The sequence below is a fragment of the Sinorhizobium sp. CCBAU 05631 genome, assembly GCF_002288505.1.
GTDB classification, from domain to species: domain Bacteria; phylum Pseudomonadota; class Alphaproteobacteria; order Rhizobiales; family Rhizobiaceae; genus Sinorhizobium; species Sinorhizobium fredii_C.
On the sequence record NZ_CP023063.1, the window covers coordinates 3,581,119 to 3,606,341 of the forward strand.

Consider the following 25,223-nt stretch of genomic DNA (forward strand, 5'->3'; position numbering starts at 1 on the left):
GTGTTCCATGATCTCCACGACGCCGGAAGAAAAGTGAACGGAATCCTCTTGACGGAATTGGAACGTTCCAATTATTAAGGATGCAACAGATGAAATCCGATGGGAGAACGGTGATGGCGAAGGAGCGGGTGACCGTTGTCGACATAGCGCGCGCCGCCGGCGTGTCGAAGTCGACCGTGTCGCTCGTCCTGCAGGGAAGCCCGCTCGTCAACGAGGCGACGCGGGCCAAGGTAAATGCGGCGATCCGCGATCTCGGCTATGTCTACAATCGCAGCGCCGCCAATCTGCGCCAGGCGAAGTCGAAGATCATCGGCATCGTCGTCAACGACCTGACGAACAGCTTCTTCGCGGAGCTTGCCGTCGGCGTCGATGCGGTGGTGCAGTCGGCGGGCTTCGTCCAGTTCCTTGCCAATACGAGCGAGAAGATCGAGCGCCAGCGCGAGGTCATCGCCTCGATGCGCGAGCATGGGGTCTCCGGGCTGATCATCTCGCCGGCACGCGGCACGGAAGCGGCCGACCTCGCCCCGCTCGTCGCGAGCGGCATTCCCGTCGTCCTCGTCGTGCGCGACATCGCCGGCGCCGGCGTCTCGTCGCTCACCTCCGACAACCAGGCCGGAGCCATGGCAGCGGTTCGCCATCTCATCGAGCGCGGCCACCGGCGGATCACATTTCTTGGGGGCTTCCCCGATACGGCCGTCTTCGAGGCGCGCATGCGCGGCTATCGCGATGCGCTTCGCGAGGCGGGCGTCCCGGTACTCGACGAACTGATCATCGGCTCGGCACCGTCGCGGGCCGGCGGCGTCACGGCGATCGAGCAGGCGATGATGCTGAAGGAACGGCCGAGCGCCGCACTCTGCTTCAACGATGCCGTCGCCTTCGGCGTTTGCGATGGATTGCGGGCGCGGCGGCTGGAGCCGGGAGCGGATTTCGCGGTGATCGGCTTCGACGACGTGATCGAGGCGAAGACCGCGGTGCCGGCGCTGACCACCGTCTCCGTCCAGCCGCAGGGCATGGGCGAGCGCGCGGCGGAACTGCTGCTGAAGCAGATCAATGCCGGGCGTGCCGAGCCTGAAGCGATCATCAACCCGGTGCGGCTCGTCGTTCGCCAGAGCTGCGGCGGCCTCGTCGAACGCAGAGTGAAGGAGATATCGTCATGATCCGATGGGGATTGATCGGCGCGAGCACCATCGCGCGCGAATGGGTGATCAGGGCGATCCGTGCCGCCGGCGGCGAGGTCGTTTCGGTGCTGAGTTCGAGCGAGGAGCGTGGCCGGGCCTATGCCGCGGAAAACGGCATCGCGAAGGCGGTCACCGGTATCGACGACCTGGTCGGCGATCCGGAGGTCGATGCCGTCTATATCTCGACGACCAACGAGCTTCATCACGACCAGGCGCTCGCGGCGATTCACGCCGGCAAGCATGTTTTGTGCGAGAAGCCGCTGGCGATGAACCTCAACGACGGCTGCGAGATGGTGCTGAAGGCATGCGAGGCCGGCGTGGTGCTCGGCACCAACCATCACCTGCGCAACGCCGCCACGCACCGGGCGATGCGCGAGGCGATCGCCGCCGGCCGGATTGGCAGGCCGATTGCGGCACGGGTGTTCCACGCCGTCTATCTGCCGCCGCACCTCCAGGGCTGGCGGCTCGACAAGCCGGAAGCCGGCGGCGGCGTGATCCTCGACATCACCGTGCACGATGCCGATACGCTGCGCTTCATTCTCGACGACGATCCAATCGAGGCGGTGGCCATCAGCCACAGCGCCGGCATGGGCAAGGAGGGGCTCGAGGATGGCGTCATGGGGGTCCTGCGCTTCCGCTCCGGCGTGATCGCCCAGTTCCACGATGCCTTCACGACGAAATATGCCGAGACCGGGCTCGAAGTGCACGGCACCGACGGTTCGCTGATCGGCCGCAACGTCATGACCCAGCGCCCGGTCGGCACCGTGACGCTGAGGAATGAAGAGGGCGAGGTCGAGCTGCCGCTCGACCACCGCAATCTCTACGAAACGGCCCTCAACGCCTTCCATGCCGCAATCGAAGGAAACGGCCGGCCGTCGGCGACGGGCGAGGACGGAGTCTGGTCGCTCGCCACCGGCCTCGCCGTCGTCAAGGCCGCGGCCACCGGCGTCGCCGCCCACATCGAAACGGGACTCTGATGTCGATGAGCAAGCATATTTCGCCGGCAGAAGCGGCTGCAATGATCCCGGACGGCGCCGTCGTTTCGGTCTCCTCTTCGAGCGGTCTCGGCTGCCCGGACCTGATGCTGAAGGCGATCGGCGAGCGCTTCGAGGCGACCGGCCACCCGCGCGACCTGACGACGCTGCATCCGATTGCCGCCGGCGACATGAGCGGCATCAAGGGGGTCGATTACATCGCCCGGAAGGGTCTGCTGAAGACGATCATCGGCGGCTCCTATCCTTCCGGCCCCTCGAGTGCCGAGCCACCGCTGATCTGGCAGATGATCGGCGCGAATGAAGTCGCGGCCTACAACATTCCATCCGGCATCCTCTTCGACATGCACCGCGAGGCGGCGGCAAAACGCCCGGGCGTGATGACCAAGGTGGGTCTCGACACCTTCGTCGATCCGTCGCGCGAAGGCTGCGCCATGAATGCTGCCGCCGCCGCCGAACCGGTGGTGAAGAAGATTACCTTCGAGGGCGAGGACTGGCTCTATTTCAAGGCGATCGCGCCAGAGGTGGCGATCATCCGCGCGACCACCGCGGACGAGCGCGGCAATCTCACCTATGAGCACGAGGGCGCCTATCTCGGCGGGCTCGACCAGGCGCTCGCCGCCCGCAACAATGGCGGCATCGTCATCGCCCAGGTGAAGCGCATCGCCAAGGAAGGTTCGTTCAAACCGCACGACGTGCGGGTGCCGGGCGTGCTCGTCGATTACGTCGTCGTCGATCCGGATCAGAAGCAGACGACACAGACGCTCTACGATCCGGCGATTTCCGGCGAGATCTTCCGGCCGCTCGACAGTTTCCGCGTCCCGGAATTCAATATCCAAAAGGTGATCGCCCGCCGCGTCGCGCAGGAGCTCGAGGCGGGAAGCGCCGTCAATCTCGGCTTCGGCATCTCGGCCAACGTGCCGCGCATCCTCTTGGAAGAGGGGCTGCATGGTGCCGTCACCTGGGTGATCGAACAGGGCGCGGTCGGCGGTGTGCCGCTGCTCGACTTCGCCTTCGGCTGCGCCTCCAATGCCGATGCCTTCATGCCGTCGCCCTACCAGTTCACCTATTTCCAGGGCGCCGGCTTCGACGCGTCGCTGCTCTCCTTCTTGGAGATCGACCGTAGCGGCTCGGTCAATGTCTCGAAGCTCAGCTTCCGCCCGCATGTGACCGCCGGCGCCGGTGGCTTCGTCGACATCACCGCGCGGGCGAAGAAGATCGTCTTCTCCGGCATGTTCAACGCCGGCGCGAAAGTTGGCGTCACGGACGGGCGACTCGTCATCGAGAAGGAAGGCAAGCTCAAAAAGCTCGTTAATCAGGTCGAGCACGTCACCTTCTCGGGACGCCGGGCCATCGAGCAGGGGCAGGACATCACCTACGTCACCGAGCGCTGCGTCATGAAGCTGACGGCCGAGGGCCTCTTGCTCACCGAGATTGCGCCGGGCGTCGACATTGAGGCGCATATCCTCGACCAGTCGGAATTCCCGCTGGTGGTTTCCGACAGGCTGAAGGTGATGGACGCGGCGCTCTTCCACCAGGCGCCGCTGGGGCTCAAGCTGCCGGCGAAGCGCCGGCGCGAGATCAGGGGAGGTGCTGATGGCTGACGAGCGCATCCGTATCGAGATCGACGGTGCCGTCGCGACGATGACCGTCGCGCGGCCGGAAAAACTCAATGCCTTCGACATCGACATGCTGAAGGCGCTCGCTTCCGCCTGCGATGCGGTCGAGGCAAATCGCGACGTGCGCGCCGCGATCCTTACGGGCGAGGGCAAGGCGTTCTCCGCCGGGGGCGACATCAAGGCCTGGGGCGGCATGGATGCCGTCGCCTTCGGCCATGACTGGGTGCGCTTCGGCCACCGGGTTTTCGAGCGCCTCGCGACGCTGCGCATGCCGGTGATCGCCGCCTTAAACGGCCATGCGCTCGGCGGCGGCCTCGAACTGGCCGCGGCGGCGGATATCCGCATCGCCGAAAGCCAGGTGAAGATCGGCCTGCCGGAAACGAGCCTCGGCATGGTGCCCGGCTGGTCCGGCACTCAGCGCCTCGTTGCCCGTTTCGGCGCGCAGATCGTGCGGCGCATGGTGCTCGGCGGCGAGATGTTCTCGGCGGAGGCGGCGAGGGCCGAAGGGCTCGTCGATGCCGTGGTCGAGACCGGTACGGTCATGGCCGCGGCGCGGGATTATGCCGGGCGGATCGCTCGCCGCGGCCCGGCGGCGCTCGAAATATCGAAGCTGATGATCGCTTCGGCGAATGGCGAGGACAAGGGTGCCGCCGTCGAGACGCTGGGTTCGATCCTCGTCGCCAAGACCGGCGATCTCAGGGAAGGCGTCGCGGCCTTCAGCGAAAAGCGCGAAGCGCGCTTCAAGGGAGAATGGTGATGATGGTTCTGCTGAGGCCGAAGCCGCTTGGCGACTACACGGTCCGCGAATTCCGCATGCTGATCGACGGCCAATGGATGGCCGGCACCGAAGACCGGACAATCGAGCGCGTGGCGCCCGGTCATGGCGTCGTCGTCAGCCGCTATGCCGCGGCGACCAAGGTGGATGCCGAGCGCGCCATCGCCGCGGCGCGACGCGCCTTTGACGACGGTCCCTGGCCGCGCATGACGGCATCCGAACGCTCGCTGATCCTGCTCCGCGCTGCCGACATGATTGCCGCGCGCGCCGAGGAGCTTGCCTTTCTCGACGCGATCGAATCCGGCAAGCCGATCAGCCAGGCCAAGGGTGAACTCGCGGGTGCGGCCGATATCTGGCGCTATGCCGCAGCGCTCGCCCGCGAGCTTTCCGGCGAAAGCTACAACACACTCGGCGACGGCACCCTCGGCGTCGTGCTGCGCGAGGCGATCGGTGTCGTCTCGATCATCACGCCCTGGAACTTCCCCTTTCTGATCGTCAGCCAGAAGTTGCCCTTCGCGCTGGCCGCCGGCTGCACGTCAGTGGTCAAGCCTTCGGAACTCACCTCCGCCTCGACCCTCGTCCTCGGCGAAATTCTCGAGGCCGCAGGAGTTCCGGCAGGCGTTGTCAACATCATCGTCGGCACCGGGCCGGAGGCAGGTGCGCCGCTCACCACCCATCCGGATGTGGACATGGTCTCCTTCACCGGCTCGACCGGGGTGGGGCGGCTGACCATGGCGAATGCGGCGCAGACCCTAAAGAAGGTGTCACTCGAACTCGGCGGCAAGAACCCGCAGATCGTCTTCCCCGACGCCAATCTCGACGAGTTCGTCGATGCGGCGGTGTTCGGCGCCTATTTCAATGCCGGCGAATGCTGCAATGCCGGCTCGCGGCTGATCCTGCATCGCGACATCGCCGAGGAGGTCACGGCCCGGATCGCCAGCCTGTCGGCCAAGGTCAAGGTCGGCGACCCGCTCGATCCGGAGACGCAGGTCGGCGCGATCATCACGCCGCAGCATCTGGAAAAGATCGCCGGCTATGTAACTGCCGCCGCGGGCGAGGGGGCGGCCGTCAGCCACGGCGGTGCAGCGCTCGATCTCGGCATGGGCCAGTTCATGGCGCCGACCATTCTTTCGTCCGTCCGTCCGGAAATGGCGGTGGCGCGCGAGGAGGTTTTCGGGCCGGTCCTCTCGGTCCTCACCTTCGAGACGACCGAGGAGGCGATCCGCATCGCCAATTCGATCGACTATGGGCTCTCGGCCGGCGTCTGGAGCCGCGACTTCGACACGTGCCTGACGATCGGGCGGCGTGTACGTGCCGGCACGATCTGGATGAATACCTTCATGGACGGCGCCTCCGAACTGCCCTTTGGCGGCTACCGCCAGTCGGGTCTCGGGCGTGAACTCGGGCGGCATGCGGTGGAAGACTACACGGAAACCAAGACGCTCAACATGCATATCGGCCGGCGCACCAGCTGGTGGATGCCGCGCTGAGATCGGGATCGGGAGGCAGGTCGAAGATGCGATTACTCGCTAGGTTCGCAGCAACGATGAGGCAGGGGAGGCGGATGCCGTGCCTTGGCTCGTCGACCGCCCGCCAGTCAGACCGCGCCGTCTCCCGGGACTTCGGCGGGCATCTTGAAGCGAAGCTCCGGGTCGAGCAGCAATTGCAGCTCGCCGATATCGGTACTGCCGCCGATGCGGTGCAGCAGGATGCGTCCCATATGCGCGCCGGTCTCGGTCAGGTCCTCATAGATGGTGTCGACCTGCGGCTGGATGGCCCCGAGCAGCGGCGAGGTCTGCTTGGCGACGATGTCGTATTCGAGCCCCAGCCTCAGGCCGCAATCGCTCATGCCGGTGATCGTCGCCAAGGCGCAGACCTCGCCGCCGCAGGTGAAGCCGTCCGGCGGATCCTTCTCGGTCTGGCGCCGGCGGATCCGGTCGCGGATCGCGCCCGCCGGACTGTCGAGGTCGATGTCGGAGAGGATTTCGTAGGCGCAGCCCGTCTCGCGCACAGCCGTCATGAAACCATGCAGGATGTGGCCGCTGAAGGTGAAATCGGCCGGGCCGCTGATCAGCGCCGGCTTGCGGCGGCCCTTGGCGATCAGCCGCCGCGTCGCCTCATAGGTGAAGGTGAAATTGTCGTAGTCGACGAAGGGATGCGCGGTGGCAAGCTCGGTGCGGCCGTGGGTGACGAAGGGAAAGCCGGTCTCCGAAAGCAGCTTGACGCGCGGATCGAGAGGTTCGGTGCGCGAGAAGATCAACCCGTCGGCCATGCCGTTGCGGATAACGTAGTTCACCGCATCGATATTCGCCGCATCGAGGAAGTTCGGCATGACGATCAGGTGGTAGGCGGTGCCCTGCAGCGCGCGGGCGATGCCGGCCATGACCGAAGTGCCGTAGCCGAGGATCTCTTCGTGCGGCGCGAGCAGCACCGCGATCACGTTGGTGCGCCCGGTCTTCAGGCGCTGGGCGGCGCGGTCCGGGGAGTAGCCGATGTCGAGCGCCACCTGACGCACCCGCTGGCGCGTCTCGAGCGAGATCTGCGGCGCATCGGCAAGCGCCCGCGAGACCGTGGTGACGGCGAGACCGGTGATGTCGGCGATGGTGCGCAGGGTGGGCTTGCCGCGCCTTTGCACGGTTCCTTCCGGGCGAACGGGTTTCGTAGGATCGGCCAAACGAATGCTTCCCTGCAAGCGGTCAAGAGCGGCATTTGTAACGTGACGCCAACCATCAGGCAATCGTATGATGCAAACGATTTAAACCGTCCTAGCGCGTATTTTCTGCTGCGCCGCAGCATCTGCGTTGTGCCGCAGAACACAGGTAACTCAGACTGTTTCGGCGGAAGAGTGGTCGAACGGCGGGTCCGCTTGACTCGTGGCGATTTGTAACGTTTTAAATTGAGCGGGCGGTGCATGCCGCAAGCCCAAGCTGCCCCTGAGAGTGGGCGGCAAATCAAGCAAGGCGGAGGAGATTTCCGCTTCGGTAACTTGCAAACGGGAGGAAACGATGCGCAAGTTGATGACGACGACGGCTGTTGCAGCACTGATGTTGGCGGCAACCGCCGCGCGCGCAGCAGAGAACGTGGAGGTGCTGCACTGGTGGACGTCCGGTGGCGAAGCGGCGGCGCTCGACGTTCTGAAGAAGGACCTAGAAAGCAAGGGCATCACCTGGACCGATATGCCGGTGGCCGGCGGCGGCGGCACCGAGGCAATGACCGTGTTGCGCGCCCGCGTCACCTCGGGCAATGCGCCTACGGCGGTGCAGATGCTCGGCTTCGACATTCTCGATTGGGCCAAGGAAGGGGCGCTCGGCAACCTCGACGAGATCGCCGCCAAGGAGGGCTGGGACAAGGTGGTTCCCGCCGCCCTGCAGCAGTTCTCCAAATATGACGGCCACTGGATCGCCGCTCCCGTGAACGTCCATTCGACCAACTGGGTCTGGATCAACAAGGCGGCGCTCGACAAGGCCGGCGGCAAGGAGCCGGCCAACTGGGATGAGCTGATCGCGCTGCTCGACAAGTTCAAGGAGCAGGGCATCACTCCGGTCGCTCACGGCGGCCAGCCCTGGCAGGATGCGACGATCTTCGACGCGGTCGTGCTTTCGCTCGGCAACGACGTCTACAAGAAGGCCTTCATCGACCTCGATCCGGCGACGCTCGGCGGCGACAAGATGAAGGAAGCCTTCGATCGGATGACGAAGCTCAGATCCTATGTCGACGACAACTTCTCCGGCCGCGACTGGAACCTCGCCTCGGCGATGGTCATCGAGAACAAGGCCGGCCTGCAGTTCATGGGCGACTGGGCGAAGGGCGAATTCCTGAAGGCGAAGAAGGTGCCGGGCACCGATTTCGTCTGCATGCGCTTCCCGGGAACGCAAGGCTCGGTCACCTTCAACTCCGACCAGTTCGCGATGTTCAAGGTCTCGGACGACAAGGTCCCGGCGCAGCTGCAGATGGCCTCGGCGATCGAAAGCCCGACCTTCCAGTCGGCCTTCAACGTCGTCAAGGGATCGGTTCCGGCCCGCACCGACGTTCCGGATACCGACTTCGACGCCTGCGGCAAGAAGGGCATCAAGGACCTTGCCGAAGCCAATGCCAACGGCACGCTCATGGGCTCCATGGCGCATGGCCACGCCAACCCGGCCGCCGTCAAGAACGCCATCTACGACGTGGTGACCCGCCAGTTCAACGGCGAGCTCAGCTCCGAAGAGGCGGTGAAGGAACTCGCCGCGGCGGTCGAGGCTGCGAAGTAAGGGTGGTGCGGGGAGGGGCTTGCCCCTCATCCCGCTGCCGCGACCTTCTCCCCGCCTGCGGGGAGAAGGGACAAACAGCGAGCTCGGCGTGCCTTTCATCTCCTGAGGGCTGAGCTGTCCCCTTTCCCGGGAGGGAGGGGGCGGAGGCGCCGCGGCATATCCCTTCTCCCCGCGTGCGGGGAGAAGGTGCCGGCAGGCGGATGAGGGGCAAAAAAGAAACGATACGGTGGTAACAAACATGGATAGCCGCACCCGGCTGCAGGAGCTTCTGCCGAAGCTCGTGCTCGCCCCCAGCTTTCTCATAGTTCTGGTGTTCGTCTACGGCTTCATCGTCTATACGGGCTTCCTGTCGCTGACGGACAGCAAGATGCTCCCGTCCTACAATTTCGTCGGGCTCACGAATTTCAGCCGGCTCTGGGCGCTGCCGCACTGGTGGCGGGCGGTCAGCAATCTGGCGATCTTCGCGACGCTCTATATCGTCATCTGCTCGGTGCTCGGCTTGGCGCTGGCGATCCTGCTCGACCAGAAGATCCGCGCCGAAGGGTTTCTCCGGCCGATCTATCTCTATCCGATGGCGCTCTCCTTCATCGTCACCGGCACCGCCTGGAAGTGGTTCCTCGACCCCGGCATCGGGCTTGAGAACACCATGCATCTGTGGGGCTGGGAGAGCTTCTCCTTCAACTGGATCAAGGACCGCAACTACGCGATCTATTGCGTCGTCATCGCCGCCGTCTGGCAGTCAACCGGCTTCATCATGGCGATGTTCCTGGCGGGCTTGCGCGGCGTCGACAACGAGATCATCAAGGCCGCCCAGATCGACGGGGCGACGACGCCGACCATCTACCGGCGGATCATCATACCGCTGATGCGGCCGGTCTTCCTCTCGGCTTTCGTCGTTCTCGCCCATCTCGCCATCAAGGCCTACGACCTGATCATCGCCTTGACCGGCGGCGGGCCGGGGCAGGCGACGGAGCTTCCGGCGACCTTCATGTATTCCTACACCTTCACGCGCAACCAGATGGCGATCGGCGCCTCGTCGGCGATCATCATGCTGGTGATGATCTTCTCGATCATCGTTCCCTATCTCTATTCCGAAATCCGGGGAGGAAAACGCTGATGGGCGCTCCCAGTCCCGAGAACGTCATCTCGCACAACCGCCTGACCCGGGCGCTGATCTACCTGGCGCTGATCCTCTTCGCGCTCTACTCGCTGCTGCCGCTCTACGTGATGCTGGTCAACTCGCTAAAACCGCTCGATGAAATTCGCCAGGGCGGCATGCTTAACCTGCCGCAGACCTGGACGATCGAGCCCTGGCTTTCGGCCTGGTCGACGGCGCAGATCGGCGTGCAGCCGACCGGCCTTCGGCCCTTCTTCATCAACTCGATCCTAATGGTCGTGCCGGCCGTCGCGATCTCGACGATAATCGGCGCGCTCAACGGCTATGTACTGACCAAGTGGCGGTTCCCGGGCGCGAACGTCTTCTTCGGCATGCTGCTCTTGTCCTGCTTCATCCCGTTCCAGATCGTGCTGATCCCGATGGCACGCATTCTCGGCATTCTGGGCATTGCCGGGTCGATCTGGGGGCTGATCCTCGTCCACGTCGTCTACGGCATCGGCTTCACGACACTCTATTTCCGCAACTATTACGAGGCCTTCCCGACCGAGCTGGTGCGTGCCGCGCAGATCGACGGAGCGAGCTTCTTCCAGATCTTCCGGCGGATCATGCTGCCGTCCTCCGGGCCGATCATCGTCGTCTCGGTCATCTGGCAGTTCACCAATATCTGGAACGACTTCCTGTTCGGTGCCTCGTTCTCCGGCCCCTATTCGACGCCGATGACGGTGGCGCTCAATAACCTGGTGAGCTCGTCGACGGGGGTCAAGGAATACAACGTCCACTTCGCCGGTGCGATCCTCGCCGCCCTGCCAACGCTCATCGTCTATATCGTGTCCGGCCGCTACTTCGTTCGCGGGCTGATGTCCGGCGCCGTGAAAGGATAAGCCCATGTCATTCTTGAAAATCAGCAACCTGCGCAAATCCTACGGCTCACTGGAGATCCTGAAGGACATCAACATCGAGATCGAACAGGGCGGCTTTCTCGTGCTCGTCGGCCCGTCCGGCTGCGGCAAGTCGACATTGCTCAACACGATCGCCGGCTTGGAGCCGATCACCTCGGGCGACATCGCCATCGATGGTCGCTCGGTTTCGGGGCTGCACCCGTCGAAGCGCGACATCGCCATGGTGTTCCAGTCCTATGCGCTCTATCCGAACATGACGGTCGCCGGGAACATCGCCTTCGGCATGGAAATCCGCGGCGTGCCGAAGGAGGAGCGCGACAAGGCGATCAAGCAGGTCGCCGACATGCTGCAGATCGGCCATCTGCTCGAGCGCAAGCCCGGCCAGCTTTCCGGCGGCCAGCGCCAGCGCGTCGCCATGGGCCGTGCCCTGGTGCGCGACCCGAAACTCTTCCTCTTCGACGAGCCGCTGTCGAACCTCGACGCGAAGCTGCGCGTCGACATGCGGACGGAAATCAAGCGCCTGCACCACCGCATGAAGACGACGATCGTCTATGTGACGCATGACCAGATCGAGGCGATGACGCTCGCCACCAAGATCGCCGTGTTGAAGGACGGCGTGCTGCAGCAGTTCGGAACGCCGGCCGAGATCTACAACAACCCGGCCAATATGTTCGTCGCCGATTTCATGGGATCGCCGGCGATGAACCTGCTGAAGGCGCGGATCGAAGCGGCCGGGGAGAACGTCGCGGTCACGCTGGAGCGGCCGAATGCCGAGCCGCTGAAGCTCGCCGTGCCGCATGACGGTGCGCTCTCCGCCTATGCTGGCCGTGACGTGGTCTTCGGCATCCGTCCTGAGGCACTGACCGATCCGGACGGCGCCGACCGCAATGCGAAGTTCGTCGCCGAGGGCGACTGCCTGATCGAGGTGGTCGAACCCGCGGGTTCCGATACCTTCGCGGTGACCCGTCTCGGGGGCAAGGAAATCGTCGCGCGGCTCAGGGCAGACGCCCGCATCGCCCCCGGCCAGACGTCGCGGCTCGCCTTCAATCTCGACAAGGCGGTGTTCTTCGACCCCGAGAGCCAGATGCGGATCGCATGAGCCAGAGCATGCAGAGCCAGCCGGATATCGTCATCATCGGTTCGGGTGTCGGCGGCGCCACGGTGGCCGCGGGACTTGCCGCTTCGGGCGCCGAAATCCTCATCCTCGAGGCCGGCCACCACATCGAGGACCTGCCGGTCAATCGCGACCAGCGGGCGATCTTCCAGCGCGGACATTTCCGGCCGAAGGAGACCTGGTACGAGGCGGGCGGCGCCGGCTTCAACCCCGGCAACTACTACAATGTCGGCGGCAACTCGAAATTCTACGGGGCGGTGCTCACACGCTACCGCCGCGAGGATTTCGAGGAGATGCGGCATCTCGACGGCGTCTCGCCCGCCTGGCCCTTTTCCTATGAGGAGCTCGAACCCTGGTACGCCAGGGCGGAAGCGCTCTACCAGGTGCGCGGACGCCTCGGCGAGGACCCGACCGAACCGGCGCATTCGAACGACTATCCGCATGCGCCGGTGCCGGACGAGCCGGCGATCGCCAAGGTGCGCAAGCGGCTGCGCGAAAACGGCCTGCATCCCTATTCGCTGCCGCTCGGCATCGATATCGACCGCTGGCTCGCCAAGGGCAAGACGCCCTGGGACGCACATCCGAACAGTTTCGACGGCAAGATGGACGCCGAGACGGCGGCGCTGACGGCGGCGCTCGAATATCCGAATGTCCGCCTGCAGACCGGTTCGCGGGTTACGCTGCTGACGACGGCGCCAGACGGCAAGGCGATTGCTTCCGTGCACTATGTCAAAGACGGTGTGGAACACAGTCTCTCGCCGAAGCTCGTCATTCTCTCCGCCGGCGCCGTGCAATCGGCCGTTCTGCTGCTGCGCTCGGCGGACGACCGCAACCCGGCCGGCCTCGCCAACCGCTCCGACCAGGTCGGCCGCAATTTCATGAACCACAATTCGAGCGCGGTGATCGCGCTCAGCCCTTGGTATCGCAACGATTCCGTCTACCAGAAGACCTTCGGCCTCAACGATTTCTATCTTTCCGATGGCGAGGGTGGGCCGCCGCTCGGCAATATCCAGCTCCTCGGCCGCGTCTCCGGCGCGATCCTGAAGGCCAACATGCGGTCGATGCCCGAATGGCTGCTCGGCCAGGTTTCTTCCCGCGCCATCGACTTCTACGCCATGAGCGAGGATCTGCCGTCGCCCGAAAGCCGCATCATGGTCGACGGAGACCGCATCCTGCTCCAATGGGTACGCACCAACTGGCATGCGCATCTGAAGCTCGTCGCCAAGCTGAAGGCGGTGCTGAAGCAGGCAGGCTTTCCGGTGGTGTTGGCGCGCGCCTTCGACAAGCGGACGCCGTCGCACCAGTGCGGAACGGTGCGGATCGGCAATGACCCGGCACAGGCGCCGCTCGACGTCCATTGCCGCGCCTTCGACCATCCGAACCTCTTCGTCGTCGATGCAGGCTTCCTGCCGACCTCCGCCGCCGTCAATCCGGCCCTGACGGTCGCGGCCCAGGCGCTGCGCGTCGCCGATCATATCGTTAGGGAGGATCTCCGGTCATGACGGACAAGGCTCGCCCCGTCGCGATCGTCACCGGCGGCCGCCGCGGCATCGGCCTCGGCATCGCCCGGGCTCTTGCGGCCGGTGGTTTCGATATCGCGATTACCGGCATCGGTGACGCGGACGGCGTGGCGCCGGTCATCGCCGAACTTGAGGCGCTCAGGGCACGCGCCATCTTCCTCCGGGCCGACATTGCGGATCTTTCCGGTCACCAGACAACCGTCGACGCGGTGATCACCGCCTTCGGCAGGATCGACTGCCTTGTGAATAATGCCGGCATCGCCTCCGTGGTGCGCGGCGATTTCCTCGACCTGAAGCCGGAGAATTTCGACACGATCGTCGGGATCAACCTGCGCGGCACGGTCTTTTTTACCCAAGCCGTTTTGAAGGCCATGCTTGCGGTCGAGGCGGGCGCGCCACGTTCGATCATCAACATCACCTCGGTCTCCGCGGCGATGACCTCGCCGGAGCGGCTCGACTACTGCATGAGCAAGGCGGGCCTTGCCGCCTTCAGCCAAGGCCTGGCGCTGCGGCTCGCCGAGACTGGCATCGCGGTTTTCGAGGTGCGCCCGGGGATCATCCGCTCCGACATGACCGCCGCCGTCTCCGGCAAATACGATGCGCTGATCGGCGGCGGGCTGGTACCGGTCAAGCGTTGGGGCGAGCCCGACGATATCGGCAATATCGTCTCCGGGCTAGCCAGCGGCAAGTTCGCCTTCGCCACCGGCTCGGTCATCCAGGCCGACGGGGGCCTGTCGATCAGTCGACTTTAAGACAAAAGGACCGCCTCGCCGGAGGCGCCGTCAGATTTATCACGCCTTGTATTTGGAACGTTCCAATAGGGCGGTGGAGGAACGGAGAATGACCTTTGACTATATCATCACCGGTGCCGGCCCGGCCGGCTGCGTGCTTGCCAACCGTCTGAGCGAGGATCCGACAGTCAAGGTGCTGCTGCTGGAGGCCGGCGGCGGCGACTGGAACCCGCTGTTCCACATGCCGGCCGGCTTTGCCAAGATGACCAAGGGCGTGGCGAGCTGGGGCTGGCACACGGTGCCGCAGAAGCACATGAAGGGCAGGGTGCTGCGCTATACGCAGGCGAAGGTGATCGGCGGCGGTTCGTCGATCAATGCGCAGCTCTACACCCGCGGCAATGCCGTCGATTACGATCTCTGGGCGAGCGAGGACGGCTGCGCCGGCTGGGACTATCGCAGCGTGCTTCCCTATTTCAAGCGCGCCGAGGACAATCAGCGCTTCGCCGACGACTACCATTCCTATGGCGGGCCGCTCGGTGTCTCGATGCCGGTCTCGTCCCTGCCGATCTGCGACGCCTATATCCGCGCCGGCCAGGAGCTCGGTATTCCCTACAATCACGATTTCAACGGCAAGCAGCAGGCGGGCGTCGGCTTTTATCAGCTGACCCAGCGCAACCGCCGGCGCTCCTCCGCGTCGCTCGCCTATCTCTCGCCGATCAAGGATCGCAAGAACCTGACGGTGCGCACCGGTGCCCGCGTCGCCCGCATCGTGCTCGAAGGAAGCCGCGCCGTCGGCGTCGAAGTGGTGACCGCCAAGGGCAGCGAGGCGGTCCGCGCCGAACGGGAGGTGCTGGTCTCCTCCGGCGCCATCGGCTCGCCGAAGCTGCTCTTGCAGTCCGGCATCGGCCCGGCCGACCACCTGCGCTCGATCGGCGTCGAGGTTCGGCATGACTTGCCCGGCGTCGGCGGCAATCTGCAGGACCACCTCGACCTCTTCGTGATTGCCGAATGCACCGGCGACCACACCTATGACAATGTCGCCAAGCTGCACCGCACGCTCTGGGCGGGCCTTCAATATGTGCTTTTCCGCTCGGGTCCGGTCGCCTCGTCGCTCTTCGAGACCGGCGGCTTCTGGTATGCCGATCCGAATGCCCGCTCGCCGGATATCCAATTCCATCTCGGCCTCGGCTCGGGCATCGAGGCGGGCGTGGCGCGGCTGAAGAACGCCGGCGTCACGCTCAACTCCGCCTATCTGCATCCGCGCTCGCGCGGCACGGTTCGCCTTTCCTCGGCCGATCCGGCGGCCGCGCCGCTGATCGACCCCAACTACTGGGAGGATCCGCATGACCGCAAGATGTCGCTCGAAGGCCTGCAGATCGCCCGCGAGATCATGCAGCAGCCGGCCCTCGAACCCTTCGTGCTCGCCGAACGTTTGCCGGGTAAGGATATCAAGACGGACGAGCAGCTCTTCGACTATGGCTGCGCCAATGCCAAGACCGATCATCATCCGGTCGGCACCTGCAAGATGGGCACGGATGCGGCGGCTGTGGTCGATCTGGAGCTGAAGGTGCGCGGCCTAGAGGGTCTGCGGGTCTGCGACAGTTCGGTGATGCCGCGGGTGCCGTCGTGCAACACCAACGGGCCGACGATCATGATGGGCGAGAAGGGGGCCGACATCATCCGCGGCCTGCCGCCGCTGCCGCCGGCCGTGTTCGAGCACGAGCGCAACGACACGCGGCCGCGGGCTCGCGCGGCAATTCGCTGACGCGAGGCAAGCATGATCCGCCACTGCGTTTTGATCCGCCTTCGCCCCGAGGTAAGCAAGGCCGACGTTTGCCCCTCATCCCGCTTCCGCGACCTTCTCCCCGCTTGCGGGGAGAAGGGGTATGCCGCGCCCTCTTTGTCCGCTCTCCCCGCGCGCGGGGAGCGGGCTAGTCCTCGGGTCAAACCCGAGGAGAGGGGCAATCGCCGAGCCGTCACCGATTCGCGACGGCGCAGATCATCGCAGAATCGGCGCAAAAATCATTGCGACGGCGGAGGGCGGCGTCCAAGGTGTGTTCGTCTTTGACCTCGAGATCCCGGACTGATTCATGGCATCGATCGAGCCGCGCTCCTTTCTGACCTCCGTCTTCGAGGCTGCCGTCGTGGCGGCCGACCCTGAAGCCGCCATTCGCGCCCATCTGCCGAAGCGGCCGAAGGGGCGAACGATCGTGATCGGTGCCGGCAAGGCGGCAAGCCAAATGGCCGCCGCCTTTGAGCGGCTCTGGGACGGCCCGTTCGAAGGGGTGGTGGTCGCTCGCCATGGGCCGATCGAAAATTGCGCCCGCATCAAGGTGCTGCAATCGGCCCATCCCGTGCCGGACGAGGCGGGGCTCATCGCCTCCGCGGGACTCCTCGAACGGGTCGAGGGACTGACCGCCGACGACCTGGTGATTGCGCTTGTCTCCGGCGGCGGCTCCGCGCTGCTGCCGGCGCCGCCGAATGGGCTGACGCTCGAGGACGAGATTGCCGTTAACCGGGCGCTGCTTGCTTCCGGGGCACCGATCTCGGCGATGAACGTGGTGCGCAAGCACGTGTCGCGGGTCAAGGGTGGGCGCCTGGCCCTCGCCGCCTCACCGGCACGCGTCGTCAGTCTGGTCGTATCGGACGTCCCGGGTGACAATCCCGCCTTCGTCGCCTCCGGGCCGACCGTGCCGGACCGGTCGAGCCTGGAAGAGGCACGCGAGATCGTCGCGCGCTACGCCATGGCGCTGCCGGAGCGGGTCGTCGCACATCTTCGCTCGGATGCGGCGCGCGCACCGAGCCCCGACGATCCTGCCTTTGCCGGCAACGAGGTCCATGTGATCGCTTCGGCGAGCGTGTCGCTGGAAGCTGCGGCGGCGCGGGCGCGGCAGAGCGGCATCGAGGCGATGATCCTGTCGGATGCGATCGAGGGCGAGGCGCGCGATATCGGCCGCATGCATGCCGCACTCGCCCGCGAAGTGGCGTTGCGCGCCCGACCTTTCGCCAAACCCGTCGTGCTGCTTTCCGGTGGCGAGACGACGGTGACGATTTCCGGCAAGGACTACGGCAAGGGCGGCCGCAACAGCGAGTTCCTCTTGTCGCTGGCGCTCGACATAGATGGCGTCGCGGGGATCGATGCGCTCGCCGCAGACACGGACGGCATCGATGGTTCTGAAGACAATGCCGGCGCCTTTGCCGACGGGACGAGTGTCGGCCGCATGCGGGCGGCAGGCGCGGATCCCCGCGCCCATCTCGCCCGCCACGACGCCTGGTCGGCCTTCGCCGCCAGCGGCGACCTCTTCGCGCCGGGTCCTACCGGCACCAATGTCAATGATTTCCGGGCGATCTTGATTCGCTGATGTGAATGACCACGGCGGGGGCAACATGGCCCCTCCCCAGCCCCTCCCCACAGGTGGGCTTAAGTTGCCGCGGCCTCTGCGATCCTCTTTACGGTACGGCAGATGCTACGTTGGAAAATGGCAATCGGCCGCAGCGGGCGCCAAAGCCCCTCCCACCTGTGGGGAGGGGGAGGGGTTGGGGAGGGGCGAGCCAGGAGGCACGAAAGGCGTCGGGGAACACCTATGCCGCAAGCCCCTTCTTCGCCAGCATCGCATCCGGGCTCGGCAGCTTGCCGCGAAAGGCCCTGTAGGCGTCTTCCGGATCGATCGCCCCGCCGACGGAATAGATGTGGCCCTTGAGCTTGGCCGCCATTGCCGGATCGAAGGGGTCGCCCGTCTCCTCGAAGGCGGCGAAGGCGTCGGCGTCGAGCACCTCCGACCACATGTAGGAATAGTAGCCGGCCGAGTAGCCGTCTCCGGAGAAGACATGTAGGAAATGCGGGCTGCGATGCCGCATGACGATCGATGCCGGCAGATCGATCCTTTCGAGCGTCGCCGCCTCGAGCGCCATCGGATCGCCGATGTTTTCCGCCGTATGATAGGCCATGTCGACGAGCGCCGACGCGGTGAACTCGACGGTCGCAAAGCCGGAATTGAAGGTCCGCGCCGCCAGCACCTTGTCGAGGAGGGCGTGCGGCATCGGTTCGCCGGTGCGGTAGTGCACGGCGTATTTCCTAAGAATCTCCGGCACCGTCAGCCAATGCTCGTAAAGCTGTGACGGCAGTTCGACGAAGTCGCGCGAAACGCCGGTGCCAGACACCGAGGGGTAGGTGACGTTCGACAGCATGCCGTGCAGCGCGTGGCCGAACTCGTGGAAGAGGGTGCGGGCGTCGTCGATGGAAAGCAGTGCCGGCTTGCCGTCGGCGGGCTTGGCGAAGTTGCAGACATTGTAGACGATCGGGATTTCGCCGACCGCACCGTTCTTCAATTTCAGCTTGTGCTGCGACTGGAAGGAACTCATCCAGGCGCCGGAGCGCTTGGAGGAGCGGGCGAAGTAGTCGCCGAGGAAGAGCGCCGCGAGCTTGCCCGAAGCGTCGCGGATCTCGAAGACGCGGACGTCCGGATGGTAGGCGGCGATGCCGCTCTTTTCCGTCACCGTAATGCCGAAGAGACGATGGGCGACGTCGAAGCAGGCGCCGATAATCCTTTCAAGCTGCAGATAGGGCTTCAGCTCGCTTTCCGAGAAGCTGAACTTTTCCGCTCTCAGCTTTTCGGCATAGTGGCGCCAGTCCCAGGGCATCACGTCGTGATTGCGGCCTTCAGCAGCGATCAGCCTGGCAAGATCCGCCTCTTCCTCCCGGGCGCGGGCCACCGCCTTTTCCCAGACCCGCAGCAACAGGCCGTTCACCGCTTCCGGCGTCTTCGCCATGGTGTCGTCGAGCTTGAGTGCGGCGTAGTTCGGATAGCCGAGCAGCTTCGCCTTTTCCGCCCGTAGCGAAAGCGTCTCGGCGATGATGCCGCGATTGTCGGTCTCGCCGCCATTTTCGCCGCGCGCCGTCCAGGCCCGGAAAGCCTGCTCGCGAAGCTCGCGGTTTTCCGAGAAGGTCAGGAACGGCTCGACGATAGAGCGCGACAGCGTCACCGCATACTTGCCGTCCTCGCCCCGGTCGCGTGCCGCTTCGGCCATCGCGTCCTTGAGGAAATCCGGTAGCCCGGCCAGTTCCTCATCGCTCGTGAGCATGAGCGACCAGTTCTTCTCATCGGCCAGCACGTTCTGGCCGAATTTCGCGCCGAGGCCGGCAAGCGTTTCGTTGATTGTCGCGAGTCGCTCCTGCTCCGCCTTGTCGAGCTTGGCGCCGGACTTGACGAAACCCTTCCAGTGCCGTTCGAGAACACGCGTCGCCTCGAGATCGAGTCCGAGTTCCTGCCGCTTCTCCCACAGCGTGTCGATGCGGCTGAAGAGCACCGGATTCGTGCCGATCTTCGAATAGTGGCGCGACATCTTCGGTGCAATGTCGCGCTCCAGCGCCTGGATCACCTCGTTGGTGTGGGCACCGGCCTTGGTCCAGAACAGTGCCGAAACGCGCGACAGCTCGTCGCCGGCGATCTCCAGAGCGACGACAGTATTGTCGAAGCTCGGCGGCTCGGGATTGTTGGCGATCGCCTCGATCTCCGCCTCGTGGCTCGCGAAGGCCGCATCGAAGGCGGGCGCGAAGTCCTCGTCGTTTATCGCCGCGAAGCGCGGCAGGCCCTCATGGCCGGTCCAGTGTGTGAGGGCGGGATTGAGCGAAGCGTCGGCGGTCATGAGATTCCTTTCGCATGCGGATCGCACCGGGCGTGGGCTTGACGCACCGGCAGATGTGAAGTGGTTGGCGGACGCGGGCTGTTCAAGCCCTGCGCATGCCGAAAAGACCGGGCGCCGCGTGCCAGATCGCCTGCACGGCGAAGCCGATGAAGAGCAGCCCGGATAGCCGGACGATGGTGAGCTCGTGGCGCCGGTAGAAGCGCCGGACGACCGAGGCGCCGATAATGGCGACCAGAATCACATCGGCGAGCAGGAAACCGATCAGCGACACGGCGAGCAGCATCGGCAGGGCGTCGAATTCCAAGGCGTTGGCGGAGCCGGCGAGGAGCGCCGTGAAGGTCGCGAGCGCCACCGGATAACCCTTGGGATTGGTGAGCCCGAAGATCAGCCCGCGTCGGAGCGGCCGCTCGACCGTCATCAGGGCGCGATTGTCGCCCTTCGGCCGGGCCTTCAGCGCCGTCCAGCCAATCCAGGCGAGATAGGCGCCGCAGATGAGCCCGAGAATGTCAAAGAGCGCCGTACCGATCGAGCGGGCGCCGACGATGGCGATGAGCGCCAGCGTCGACCAGAGGATATCGCCGGCGAGGTGGCCGCCCATGAACAGCGCGCCGGCCTTGCGGCCCTGGCCGGCGCCGATGCCAAGCAGCGCCAGGAAGGCGGGGCCGGGGATCAGGGTGTAGGAAAGGGCCGCAAGGAAGGCACCGACTAGAAGCGTCTCGGACATCTTGGAAACCCCGGTTGTGGAATTCGGTCATTCGAGCGCCCGGCGCCGATTCCGTCAAGCGGAAACGGCAGCGGCGGCGAACGTCTGGCGGCATCAGTGACGGTGCAGAGGCTTGCGGAAGGTGAGAATATCGATCGTGGCCTGAACCAGCTCTGCGACAGCCCGAATGAACCTGCGCATGGGTTTTTCCTCGCCGTTGGGGCGAACCGGTGATCGGTCCATGTTATCATTTTCCCGCGTTCCGGCGGGCGGGGTCTGTTTCCGAGGGAACCGGTAGACGCGCACAAATCTTTCGCCGACGCGATTTCCCTCGATACGAAGTTGCGTTAAGAACCGCCCGAGTTTTCCCCTCGAGAAGGACTATCCATGACTGTGCGCAATCTCTTCCTTCTGCCCGGCGACGGCATCGGCCCGGAAGCCATGGCGGAAGTCCGCAAAATCATCGCCTACATGAATGCCGAGCAGGGCACCGGCTTCGTGACGGAGGAGGGGCTCGTGGGTGGATCCGCCTATGACGCCCACGGCGCGGCGATCTCGGAAGAGGACATGGCGAAGGCCCTTGCCGCCGACGCGGTGCTTTTCGGCGCCGTCGGCGGACCGAAATGGGATGCGGTTCCCTATGAAGTGCGCCCGGAAGCCGGACTTCTCCGTCTGCGCAAGGATCTGGAGCTCTTTGCGAATCTGCGCCCGGCCATCTGCTATCCGGCGCTTGCCAACGCGTCCTCGCTGAAGCCGGAGCTGGTCGAAGGCCTCGACATCCTGATCGTCCGCGAGCTGACCGGCGGCGTCTATTTCGGCGAGCCGAAGGAAATCATCGATCTCGGCAACGGCCAGAAGCGCGGCATCGACACGCAGGTTTACGACACCTACGAGATCGAGCGCATCGCCGGCGTCGCCTTCGAACTGGCGCGGACCCGCAAGAACCGGGTCTGCTCGATGGAAAAGCGCAACGTCATGAAGTCGGGCGTGCTCTGGAACCAGGTTGTTACCGAGACGCACAAGGCGAAATATTCGGACGTTCAGCTCGAGCACATGCTGGCCGATGCCGGCGGCATGCAGCTGGTGCGCCAGCCGAAGCAGTTCGACGTCATCGTTACCGACAACCTGTTTGGCGACATGCTCTCCGACGTCGCCGCGATGCTGACCGGCTCGCTCGGCATGCTGCCTTCGGCCTCGCTCGGGGCACCGGACGCCAGGACCGGCAAGCGCAAGGCGCTCTACGAGCCGGTGCACGGCTCGGCGCCGGACATTGCCGGCCAGGGCATCGCCAACCCGATCGCGATGATCGCCTCCTTCGCCATGTGCCTGCGCTACTCCTTCAACCTCGTGAAGGAAGCCGACAATCTCGAAAGGGCAATCGCCAACGTGCTCGACAAGGGCATCCGCACCGGCGACATCATGGCGGAAGGCTGCCGGAAGGTCGGCACCGTCGAAATGGGCGACGCCATTCTCGCCGAGTTCAAGGCGCTCTCGGCCTGATCGGCCGTTACTCTCGCCTACCTATACGAAAACACCTCCGGACACGGTCCGGAGGTGTTTTGATTTGAATCCCTTGATTTTCCCGCGCTCGACTTCACATGCAGGGAACCGATCCGGGAAACACGACATGAACCAACCGCTTGCCTCCTCCGGCTGGATCCTGCTGACGACGATCATTCTCGTCGTGGCCCTCGTTCCCTTCGATCCGCACCTGTCGCAATGGGCGCAGGGCCTGCCGCAAGAGATCGTCGGCTTCAACCGGGCGATCACCGATTTCGGCACCTTCGCCTGGATGATCTATACCTCCGCGACCCTGCTCCTGATCGCCTTCATCGTCAGGCGATCGTCGCGACGCAACACCGTCCGGCAGCGGGCCCGCACGGCACGCCGCCTCGGGGCCTACTTCCTGCTGACGATCGGCACGGCAAGCGTGCTGGTGCACGGGTTGAAGCTGCTGATCGGCCGCGCCCGCCCGGAGCTCTTCGCCGAATACGGGGCCTACAGCCTGACGCCCTTTACCGGCAGCGGCGCTTTCGAGAGTTTTCCATCGGGCCACTCGACGGCCGCCGGCGCCTTCTTCGGTGCCTTCGCCATGCTGACGCCGAGGCTGCGGCCGCTCTTTCTGATCTTGGCGCTGCTGATCGGCGTGTCGCGCGTCGTCGTCGGCGCCCACTATCCGAGCGATGTGGCGGCCGGCCTGCTGCTCGGCCTCTGGACCGCAATGATGGTCGCCTTTCTCTTCGCCCGCCGGGACTGGCTCTTCCGGCTCGACGCCGGCGGCTGGCCGGCACCGAAGACCGCGCGTTCTCGGCTCAAATAAAAAGCCGGCGCGGAGGCCGCGCCGGAGTCAGGAGAGCTTATTGGATATCGAGAAAAGGCTGCCTTATTTGCGGCTCAGTCCATCGCGTCGATATTGCGGTCCTTGGTTTCCGGCAGGAACAGAAGGCCGATCACCAGGGTGATGCCGGCGAAGACGATCGGGTACCAGAGACCATAGTAGATATCGCCCTTTGCCGCGCTCATGGCGAAGGCCGTTGCCGGAAGCAGGCCGCCGAACCAGCCGTTGCCGATGTGATAGGGCAGCGACATGCCGGTGTAGCGGATGCGGGTCGGGAAGAGTTCGACGAGCAGAGCGGCGATCGGTCCGGAGACCATCGTCACATAGATGACGAGGACGGTCAGCACGGCGATGATCACCGTCCAGTTGACGCGAGCCGGATCGGCCACCATCGTGAATGCGCCTCCTTTGTCGATCGAATAGACCGCCATTTCGGTCGCGCTGCCGACTTCTTCCTTGGTCAGCAGTTTGTCGGCGGTCAGCTTGTCGGCCGGAACCATGGTCTTGTCGCCGGCACGGATCGCAGCCGCGTCGAGGGCGAGCTCCGGATTGGCCGCGACGAAAGCGTCGAGCTTCGATTCTGGCACCTTTGCGGCACCACGCACCAGCGGGTAGCCGGAGGCTTGCAGCGCCATGTTGACCTGCTTGCTGAACGCAGCATCCTCGGCTTTCGCCTTGTCGCCGGCGGCGACCGCGTCATAGCTGGTGATCGTCGTCTCGCCGACCTTCACGGTCGCCGGCGTCCCCGCGGCCGCCGTGGTCACCACGTCATAAGGCACCGAGTTCTTTGTCAGGAAGGCCGTTGCGATGTCGCACGAAGTCGTGAACTTCGCCGTGCCGGTCGGGTTGAACTGAAATTTGCAGTCCCCGGGTGCGGCGGCGACGGTGGCGCGAACACTCTGCTGTGCCTCGGCCAAAGCCGGGTTTCCGGCCCAGGTCAAGGTTTTGAACAGCGGGAAGTAGGTCAGCATGGCGAGCAGCAGGCCGGCCATGATGATCGGCTTGCGGCCGATCTTGTCGGAAAGCCAGCCGAAGAAGACGAAGAAGCCGGTGCCGAGCACGAGCGAGGCGGCAACCATCAGGTTCGCCGACTGGCCGTCGATCTTCAGGATGCTCTGCAGGAAAAACAAGGCGTAGAACTGGCCGGAATACCAGACGACGGCCTGACCGACGACGGCACCGAAGAGCGCCAGCAGCGCGACCTTGGCATTCCGCCACTGGCCGAAGGCCTCCGTCAGCGGCGCCTTCGAACCCTTGCCCTCTTCCTTCATCTTCTTGAAGGCCGGCGATTCGTTCATCTTCAGCCGAATCCAGACGGAGACGCCAAGAAGCACGCAGGACAGCAGGAAGGGTATGCGCCAGCCCCACGCGGCGAAGGCCTCCTTGCCGAGTATGAGCTGCACGAACAGGATCACCACCAGCGACAGGAACAGGCCGAGCGTCGCCGTCGTCTGAATCCACGAGGTGAAATAGCCGCGACGGCCATGCGGCGCATGTTCGGCGACATAGGTTGCGGCGCCGCCATACTCACCACCGAGCGCCAGACCCTGCAGCAGGCGCAGGACGATCAGGATGATCGGCGCGGCTATACCGATCGAAGCGGCACCGGGCAGAACGCCGACCAGGAAGGTCGACAGACCCATGATCAGGATCGTGACGAGGAACGTATACTTGCGGCCGACAAGGTCCCCGATCCGGCCGAAGACGAGCGCGCCGAAGGGGCGCACCAGGAAGCCTGCGGCAAAGGCAAGCAGCGCGAAGATGTTGCGGGTCGTCTCCGGATACTGGCTGAAGAAGGTCGCGCCGATATAGACGGCGAGCGATCCATAAAGATAGAAATCATACCATTCGAAGACGGTACCGAGCGACGAGGCGAAGATGACCTTCTTCTCCTCGGCGGTCATAGGGCCGGCTTTCTTGACGCCGTCCGCTGTTGCGACATTTGCCATTTGATGATCCTCCACTTCAAAAGGCATTCCTTGAGCGCCCGTTCGATCGATCCGGCTCCTCCCCGAGGTCCGGAACGCGGTGCGCCTGAGTCGAGAGGATGTCAGAAAAGCCCTTCCCCAGGCAGGGATGCTTTCGTCCTATGACTTTCGTCTAATGTGGCGATCGGGCGCGGATTTGCCCCTCACCCTAACCCTCGCCCGCACGCGGCGTGACGACGGGGAGAGGGACCATGACGGTCGGGATCGGTTGGCCGGCCGAGCAATTCGAGGGCGCAGAGGCTCCGGCGGCTTGACTCTTGTGGAAAAGCCGGTAAGAGCAGCGGCGAACGAGGAAACGAGATGCGACCGAACAATTCGTCCATCGCTGCGCTGCACGTGCCGGCCCATGCCGG

Annotated in this window: 19 protein-coding genes; 15 read left to right on the forward strand and 4 right to left on the reverse strand. The window is 64.8% G+C overall.

Translation table 11 applies throughout. The features are described from left to right. The first annotated feature begins 113 nt into the window (after window positions 1-113). From SS05631_RS17415 to SS05631_RS17435, 5 genes are read left to right on the forward strand one after another with little or no spacing between them, the layout of a single operon-like run. A complete protein-coding gene (locus SS05631_RS17415) occupies window positions 114-1,157 on the forward strand; it encodes a LacI family DNA-binding transcriptional regulator (RefSeq protein ID WP_037418292.1) in 1,044 nt (347 codons plus the stop codon). Next, the gene (locus SS05631_RS17420; protein ID WP_037418295.1) at window positions 1,154-2,155 is read left to right on the forward strand and encodes a Gfo/Idh/MocA family oxidoreductase; all 1,002 of its coding nucleotides are present in this window, start codon (window positions 1,154-1,156) and stop codon (window positions 2,153-2,155) included. The genes SS05631_RS17415 and SS05631_RS17420 overlap by 4 nt, the downstream gene beginning before the upstream one ends. Further along, entirely contained in the window at window positions 2,155-3,774 is a 1,620-nt protein-coding gene (locus SS05631_RS17425) for an acyl CoA:acetate/3-ketoacid CoA transferase (RefSeq protein WP_037418298.1), read from the forward strand. Before SS05631_RS17420 ends, SS05631_RS17425 begins: the two co-directional genes overlap by 1 nt. Beyond that, window positions 3,767-4,546, forward strand: a complete 780-nt coding sequence (locus SS05631_RS17430; protein WP_037418301.1) for an enoyl-CoA hydratase/isomerase family protein — start codon at window positions 3,767-3,769, stop codon at window positions 4,544-4,546. The genes SS05631_RS17425 and SS05631_RS17430 overlap by 8 nt, the downstream gene beginning before the upstream one ends. Next, a complete protein-coding gene (locus SS05631_RS17435) occupies window positions 4,546-6,054 on the forward strand; it encodes an aldehyde dehydrogenase family protein (RefSeq protein WP_037418304.1) in 1,509 nt (502 codons plus the stop codon). The genes SS05631_RS17430 and SS05631_RS17435 overlap by 1 nt, the downstream gene beginning before the upstream one ends. 107 nt (window positions 6,055-6,161) lie before the next feature. Here SS05631_RS17435 and SS05631_RS17440 read toward each other — a convergent pair whose 3' ends face one another. Further along, window positions 6,162-7,238: a LacI family transcriptional regulator gene (locus SS05631_RS17440; RefSeq protein ID WP_037418307.1), complete on the reverse strand. Its 1,077-nt coding sequence runs from the start codon at window positions 7,236-7,238 to the stop codon at window positions 6,162-6,164. A 343-nt stretch (window positions 7,239-7,581) separates the two neighbouring features. On the opposite strand from SS05631_RS17440, the gene SS05631_RS17445 reads away from it, so the two are divergent. The 8 genes from SS05631_RS17445 to SS05631_RS17485 all read left to right on the forward strand — a co-directional run bounded on the left by SS05631_RS17445 (window position 7,582) and on the right by SS05631_RS17485 (window position 17,557). Then, window positions 7,582-8,814: an ABC transporter substrate-binding protein gene (locus SS05631_RS17445; protein ID WP_234819771.1), complete on the forward strand. Its 1,233-nt coding sequence runs from the start codon at window positions 7,582-7,584 to the stop codon at window positions 8,812-8,814. Window positions 8,815-9,052: 238 nt separating this feature from the next. Then, window positions 9,053-9,931, forward strand: coding sequence for a sugar ABC transporter permease (locus tag SS05631_RS17450; protein ID WP_037418313.1), 879 nt, complete (start codon window positions 9,053-9,055; stop codon window positions 9,929-9,931). Beyond that, a complete protein-coding gene (locus SS05631_RS17455) occupies window positions 9,931-10,812 on the forward strand; it encodes a carbohydrate ABC transporter permease (RefSeq protein ID WP_037418316.1) in 882 nt (293 codons plus the stop codon). Before SS05631_RS17450 ends, SS05631_RS17455 begins: the two co-directional genes overlap by 1 nt. Before the next feature lie 4 nt (window positions 10,813-10,816). Continuing rightward, window positions 10,817-11,929, forward strand: coding sequence for an ABC transporter ATP-binding protein (locus SS05631_RS17460; protein WP_037418319.1), 1,113 nt, complete (start codon window positions 10,817-10,819; stop codon window positions 11,927-11,929). Next, on the forward strand, window positions 11,926-13,446 hold the full coding sequence (locus SS05631_RS17465) for a GMC family oxidoreductase (RefSeq protein ID WP_037418321.1): 1,521 nt from the start codon (window positions 11,926-11,928) through the stop codon (window positions 13,444-13,446). The genes SS05631_RS17460 and SS05631_RS17465 overlap by 4 nt, the downstream gene beginning before the upstream one ends. Continuing rightward, entirely contained in the window at window positions 13,443-14,216 is a 774-nt protein-coding gene (locus SS05631_RS17470; protein ID WP_095678022.1) for a 3-ketoacyl-ACP reductase, read from the forward strand. The genes SS05631_RS17465 and SS05631_RS17470 overlap by 4 nt, the downstream gene beginning before the upstream one ends. 88 nt (window positions 14,217-14,304) lie before the next feature. Then, window positions 14,305-15,960: a GMC family oxidoreductase N-terminal domain-containing protein gene (locus SS05631_RS17475; RefSeq protein WP_037418326.1), complete on the forward strand. Its 1,656-nt coding sequence runs from the start codon at window positions 14,305-14,307 to the stop codon at window positions 15,958-15,960. A gap of 325 nt (window positions 15,961-16,285) precedes the next feature. Beyond that, window positions 16,286-17,557, forward strand: a complete 1,272-nt coding sequence (locus tag SS05631_RS17485; protein ID WP_095678024.1) for a glycerate kinase — start codon at window positions 16,286-16,288, stop codon at window positions 17,555-17,557. 220 nt (window positions 17,558-17,777) lie between these two features. On the opposite strand, the gene SS05631_RS17490 is transcribed toward SS05631_RS17485, so the two are convergent. Continuing rightward, a complete protein-coding gene (locus SS05631_RS17490; protein WP_037418349.1) occupies window positions 17,778-19,841 on the reverse strand; it encodes a M3 family metallopeptidase in 2,064 nt (687 codons plus the stop codon). A gap of 82 nt (window positions 19,842-19,923) precedes the next feature. Beyond that, window positions 19,924-20,565 carry a LysE family translocator gene (locus SS05631_RS17495; RefSeq protein WP_037418352.1) on the reverse strand — a complete coding sequence of 214 codons (642 nt, stop codon included), beginning with the start codon at window positions 20,563-20,565 and terminating at the stop codon, window positions 19,924-19,926. 366 nt (window positions 20,566-20,931) lie between these two features. Between SS05631_RS17495 and leuB the strand changes: the two genes are divergently transcribed. After that, window positions 20,932-22,044, forward strand: a complete 1,113-nt coding sequence (gene leuB / locus SS05631_RS17500; RefSeq protein ID WP_037418356.1) for a 3-isopropylmalate dehydrogenase — start codon at window positions 20,932-20,934, stop codon at window positions 22,042-22,044. Between the two features lie 127 nt (window positions 22,045-22,171). After that, window positions 22,172-22,864, forward strand: coding sequence for a phosphatase PAP2 family protein (locus SS05631_RS17505; RefSeq protein ID WP_037418359.1), 693 nt, complete (start codon window positions 22,172-22,174; stop codon window positions 22,862-22,864). Window positions 22,865-22,938: 74 nt separating this feature from the next. Here the strand turns inward: SS05631_RS17505 and SS05631_RS17510 are convergent, their stop codons facing one another. Then, entirely contained in the window at window positions 22,939-24,831 is a 1,893-nt protein-coding gene (locus tag SS05631_RS17510) for an MFS transporter (protein WP_037418362.1), read from the reverse strand. Window positions 24,832-25,223 lie beyond the last annotated feature (392 nt).

Excerpts from the sequence above, each read along its gene's own strand:
- SS05631_RS17420 (WP_037418295.1), top strand. The coding sequence starts at position 1,154 with ATGATCCGATGGGGATTGATCGGCGCGAGCACCATCGCGCGCGAATGG.
- SS05631_RS17430 (WP_037418301.1), top strand. The coding sequence starts at position 3,767 with ATGGCTGACGAGCGCATCCGTATCGAGATCGACGGTGCCGTCGCGACG.
- SS05631_RS17415 (WP_037418292.1), top strand. The coding sequence starts at position 114 with ATGGCGAAGGAGCGGGTGACCGTTGTCGACATAGCGCGCGCCGCCGGC.
- SS05631_RS17460 (WP_037418319.1), top strand. The coding sequence starts at position 10,817 with ATGTCATTCTTGAAAATCAGCAACCTGCGCAAATCCTACGGCTCACTG.
- SS05631_RS17455 (WP_037418316.1), top strand. The coding sequence starts at position 9,931 with ATGGGCGCTCCCAGTCCCGAGAACGTCATCTCGCACAACCGCCTGACC.
- SS05631_RS17485 (WP_095678024.1), top strand. The coding sequence starts at position 16,286 with ATGGCATCGATCGAGCCGCGCTCCTTTCTGACCTCCGTCTTCGAGGCT.
- SS05631_RS17510 (WP_037418362.1), bottom strand. The coding sequence starts at position 24,831 with ATGGCAAATGTCGCAACAGCGGACGGCGTCAAGAAAGCCGGCCCTATG.
- SS05631_RS17465 (WP_037418321.1), top strand. The coding sequence starts at position 11,926 with ATGAGCCAGAGCATGCAGAGCCAGCCGGATATCGTCATCATCGGTTCG.
- SS05631_RS17470 (WP_095678022.1), top strand. The coding sequence starts at position 13,443 with ATGACGGACAAGGCTCGCCCCGTCGCGATCGTCACCGGCGGCCGCCGC.
- SS05631_RS17495 (WP_037418352.1), bottom strand. The coding sequence starts at position 20,565 with ATGTCCGAGACGCTTCTAGTCGGTGCCTTCCTTGCGGCCCTTTCCTAC.
- SS05631_RS17450 (WP_037418313.1), top strand. The coding sequence starts at position 9,053 with ATGGATAGCCGCACCCGGCTGCAGGAGCTTCTGCCGAAGCTCGTGCTC.
- SS05631_RS17475 (WP_037418326.1), top strand. The coding sequence starts at position 14,305 with ATGACCTTTGACTATATCATCACCGGTGCCGGCCCGGCCGGCTGCGTG.
- SS05631_RS17425 (WP_037418298.1), top strand. The coding sequence starts at position 2,155 with ATGTCGATGAGCAAGCATATTTCGCCGGCAGAAGCGGCTGCAATGATC.
- leuB (WP_037418356.1), top strand. The coding sequence starts at position 20,932 with ATGACTGTGCGCAATCTCTTCCTTCTGCCCGGCGACGGCATCGGCCCG.
- SS05631_RS17445 (WP_234819771.1), top strand. The coding sequence starts at position 7,582 with ATGACGACGACGGCTGTTGCAGCACTGATGTTGGCGGCAACCGCCGCG.
- SS05631_RS17505 (WP_037418359.1), top strand. The coding sequence starts at position 22,172 with ATGAACCAACCGCTTGCCTCCTCCGGCTGGATCCTGCTGACGACGATC.
- SS05631_RS17435 (WP_037418304.1), top strand. The coding sequence starts at position 4,546 with ATGATGGTTCTGCTGAGGCCGAAGCCGCTTGGCGACTACACGGTCCGC.
- SS05631_RS17490 (WP_037418349.1), bottom strand. The coding sequence starts at position 19,841 with ATGACCGCCGACGCTTCGCTCAATCCCGCCCTCACACACTGGACCGGC.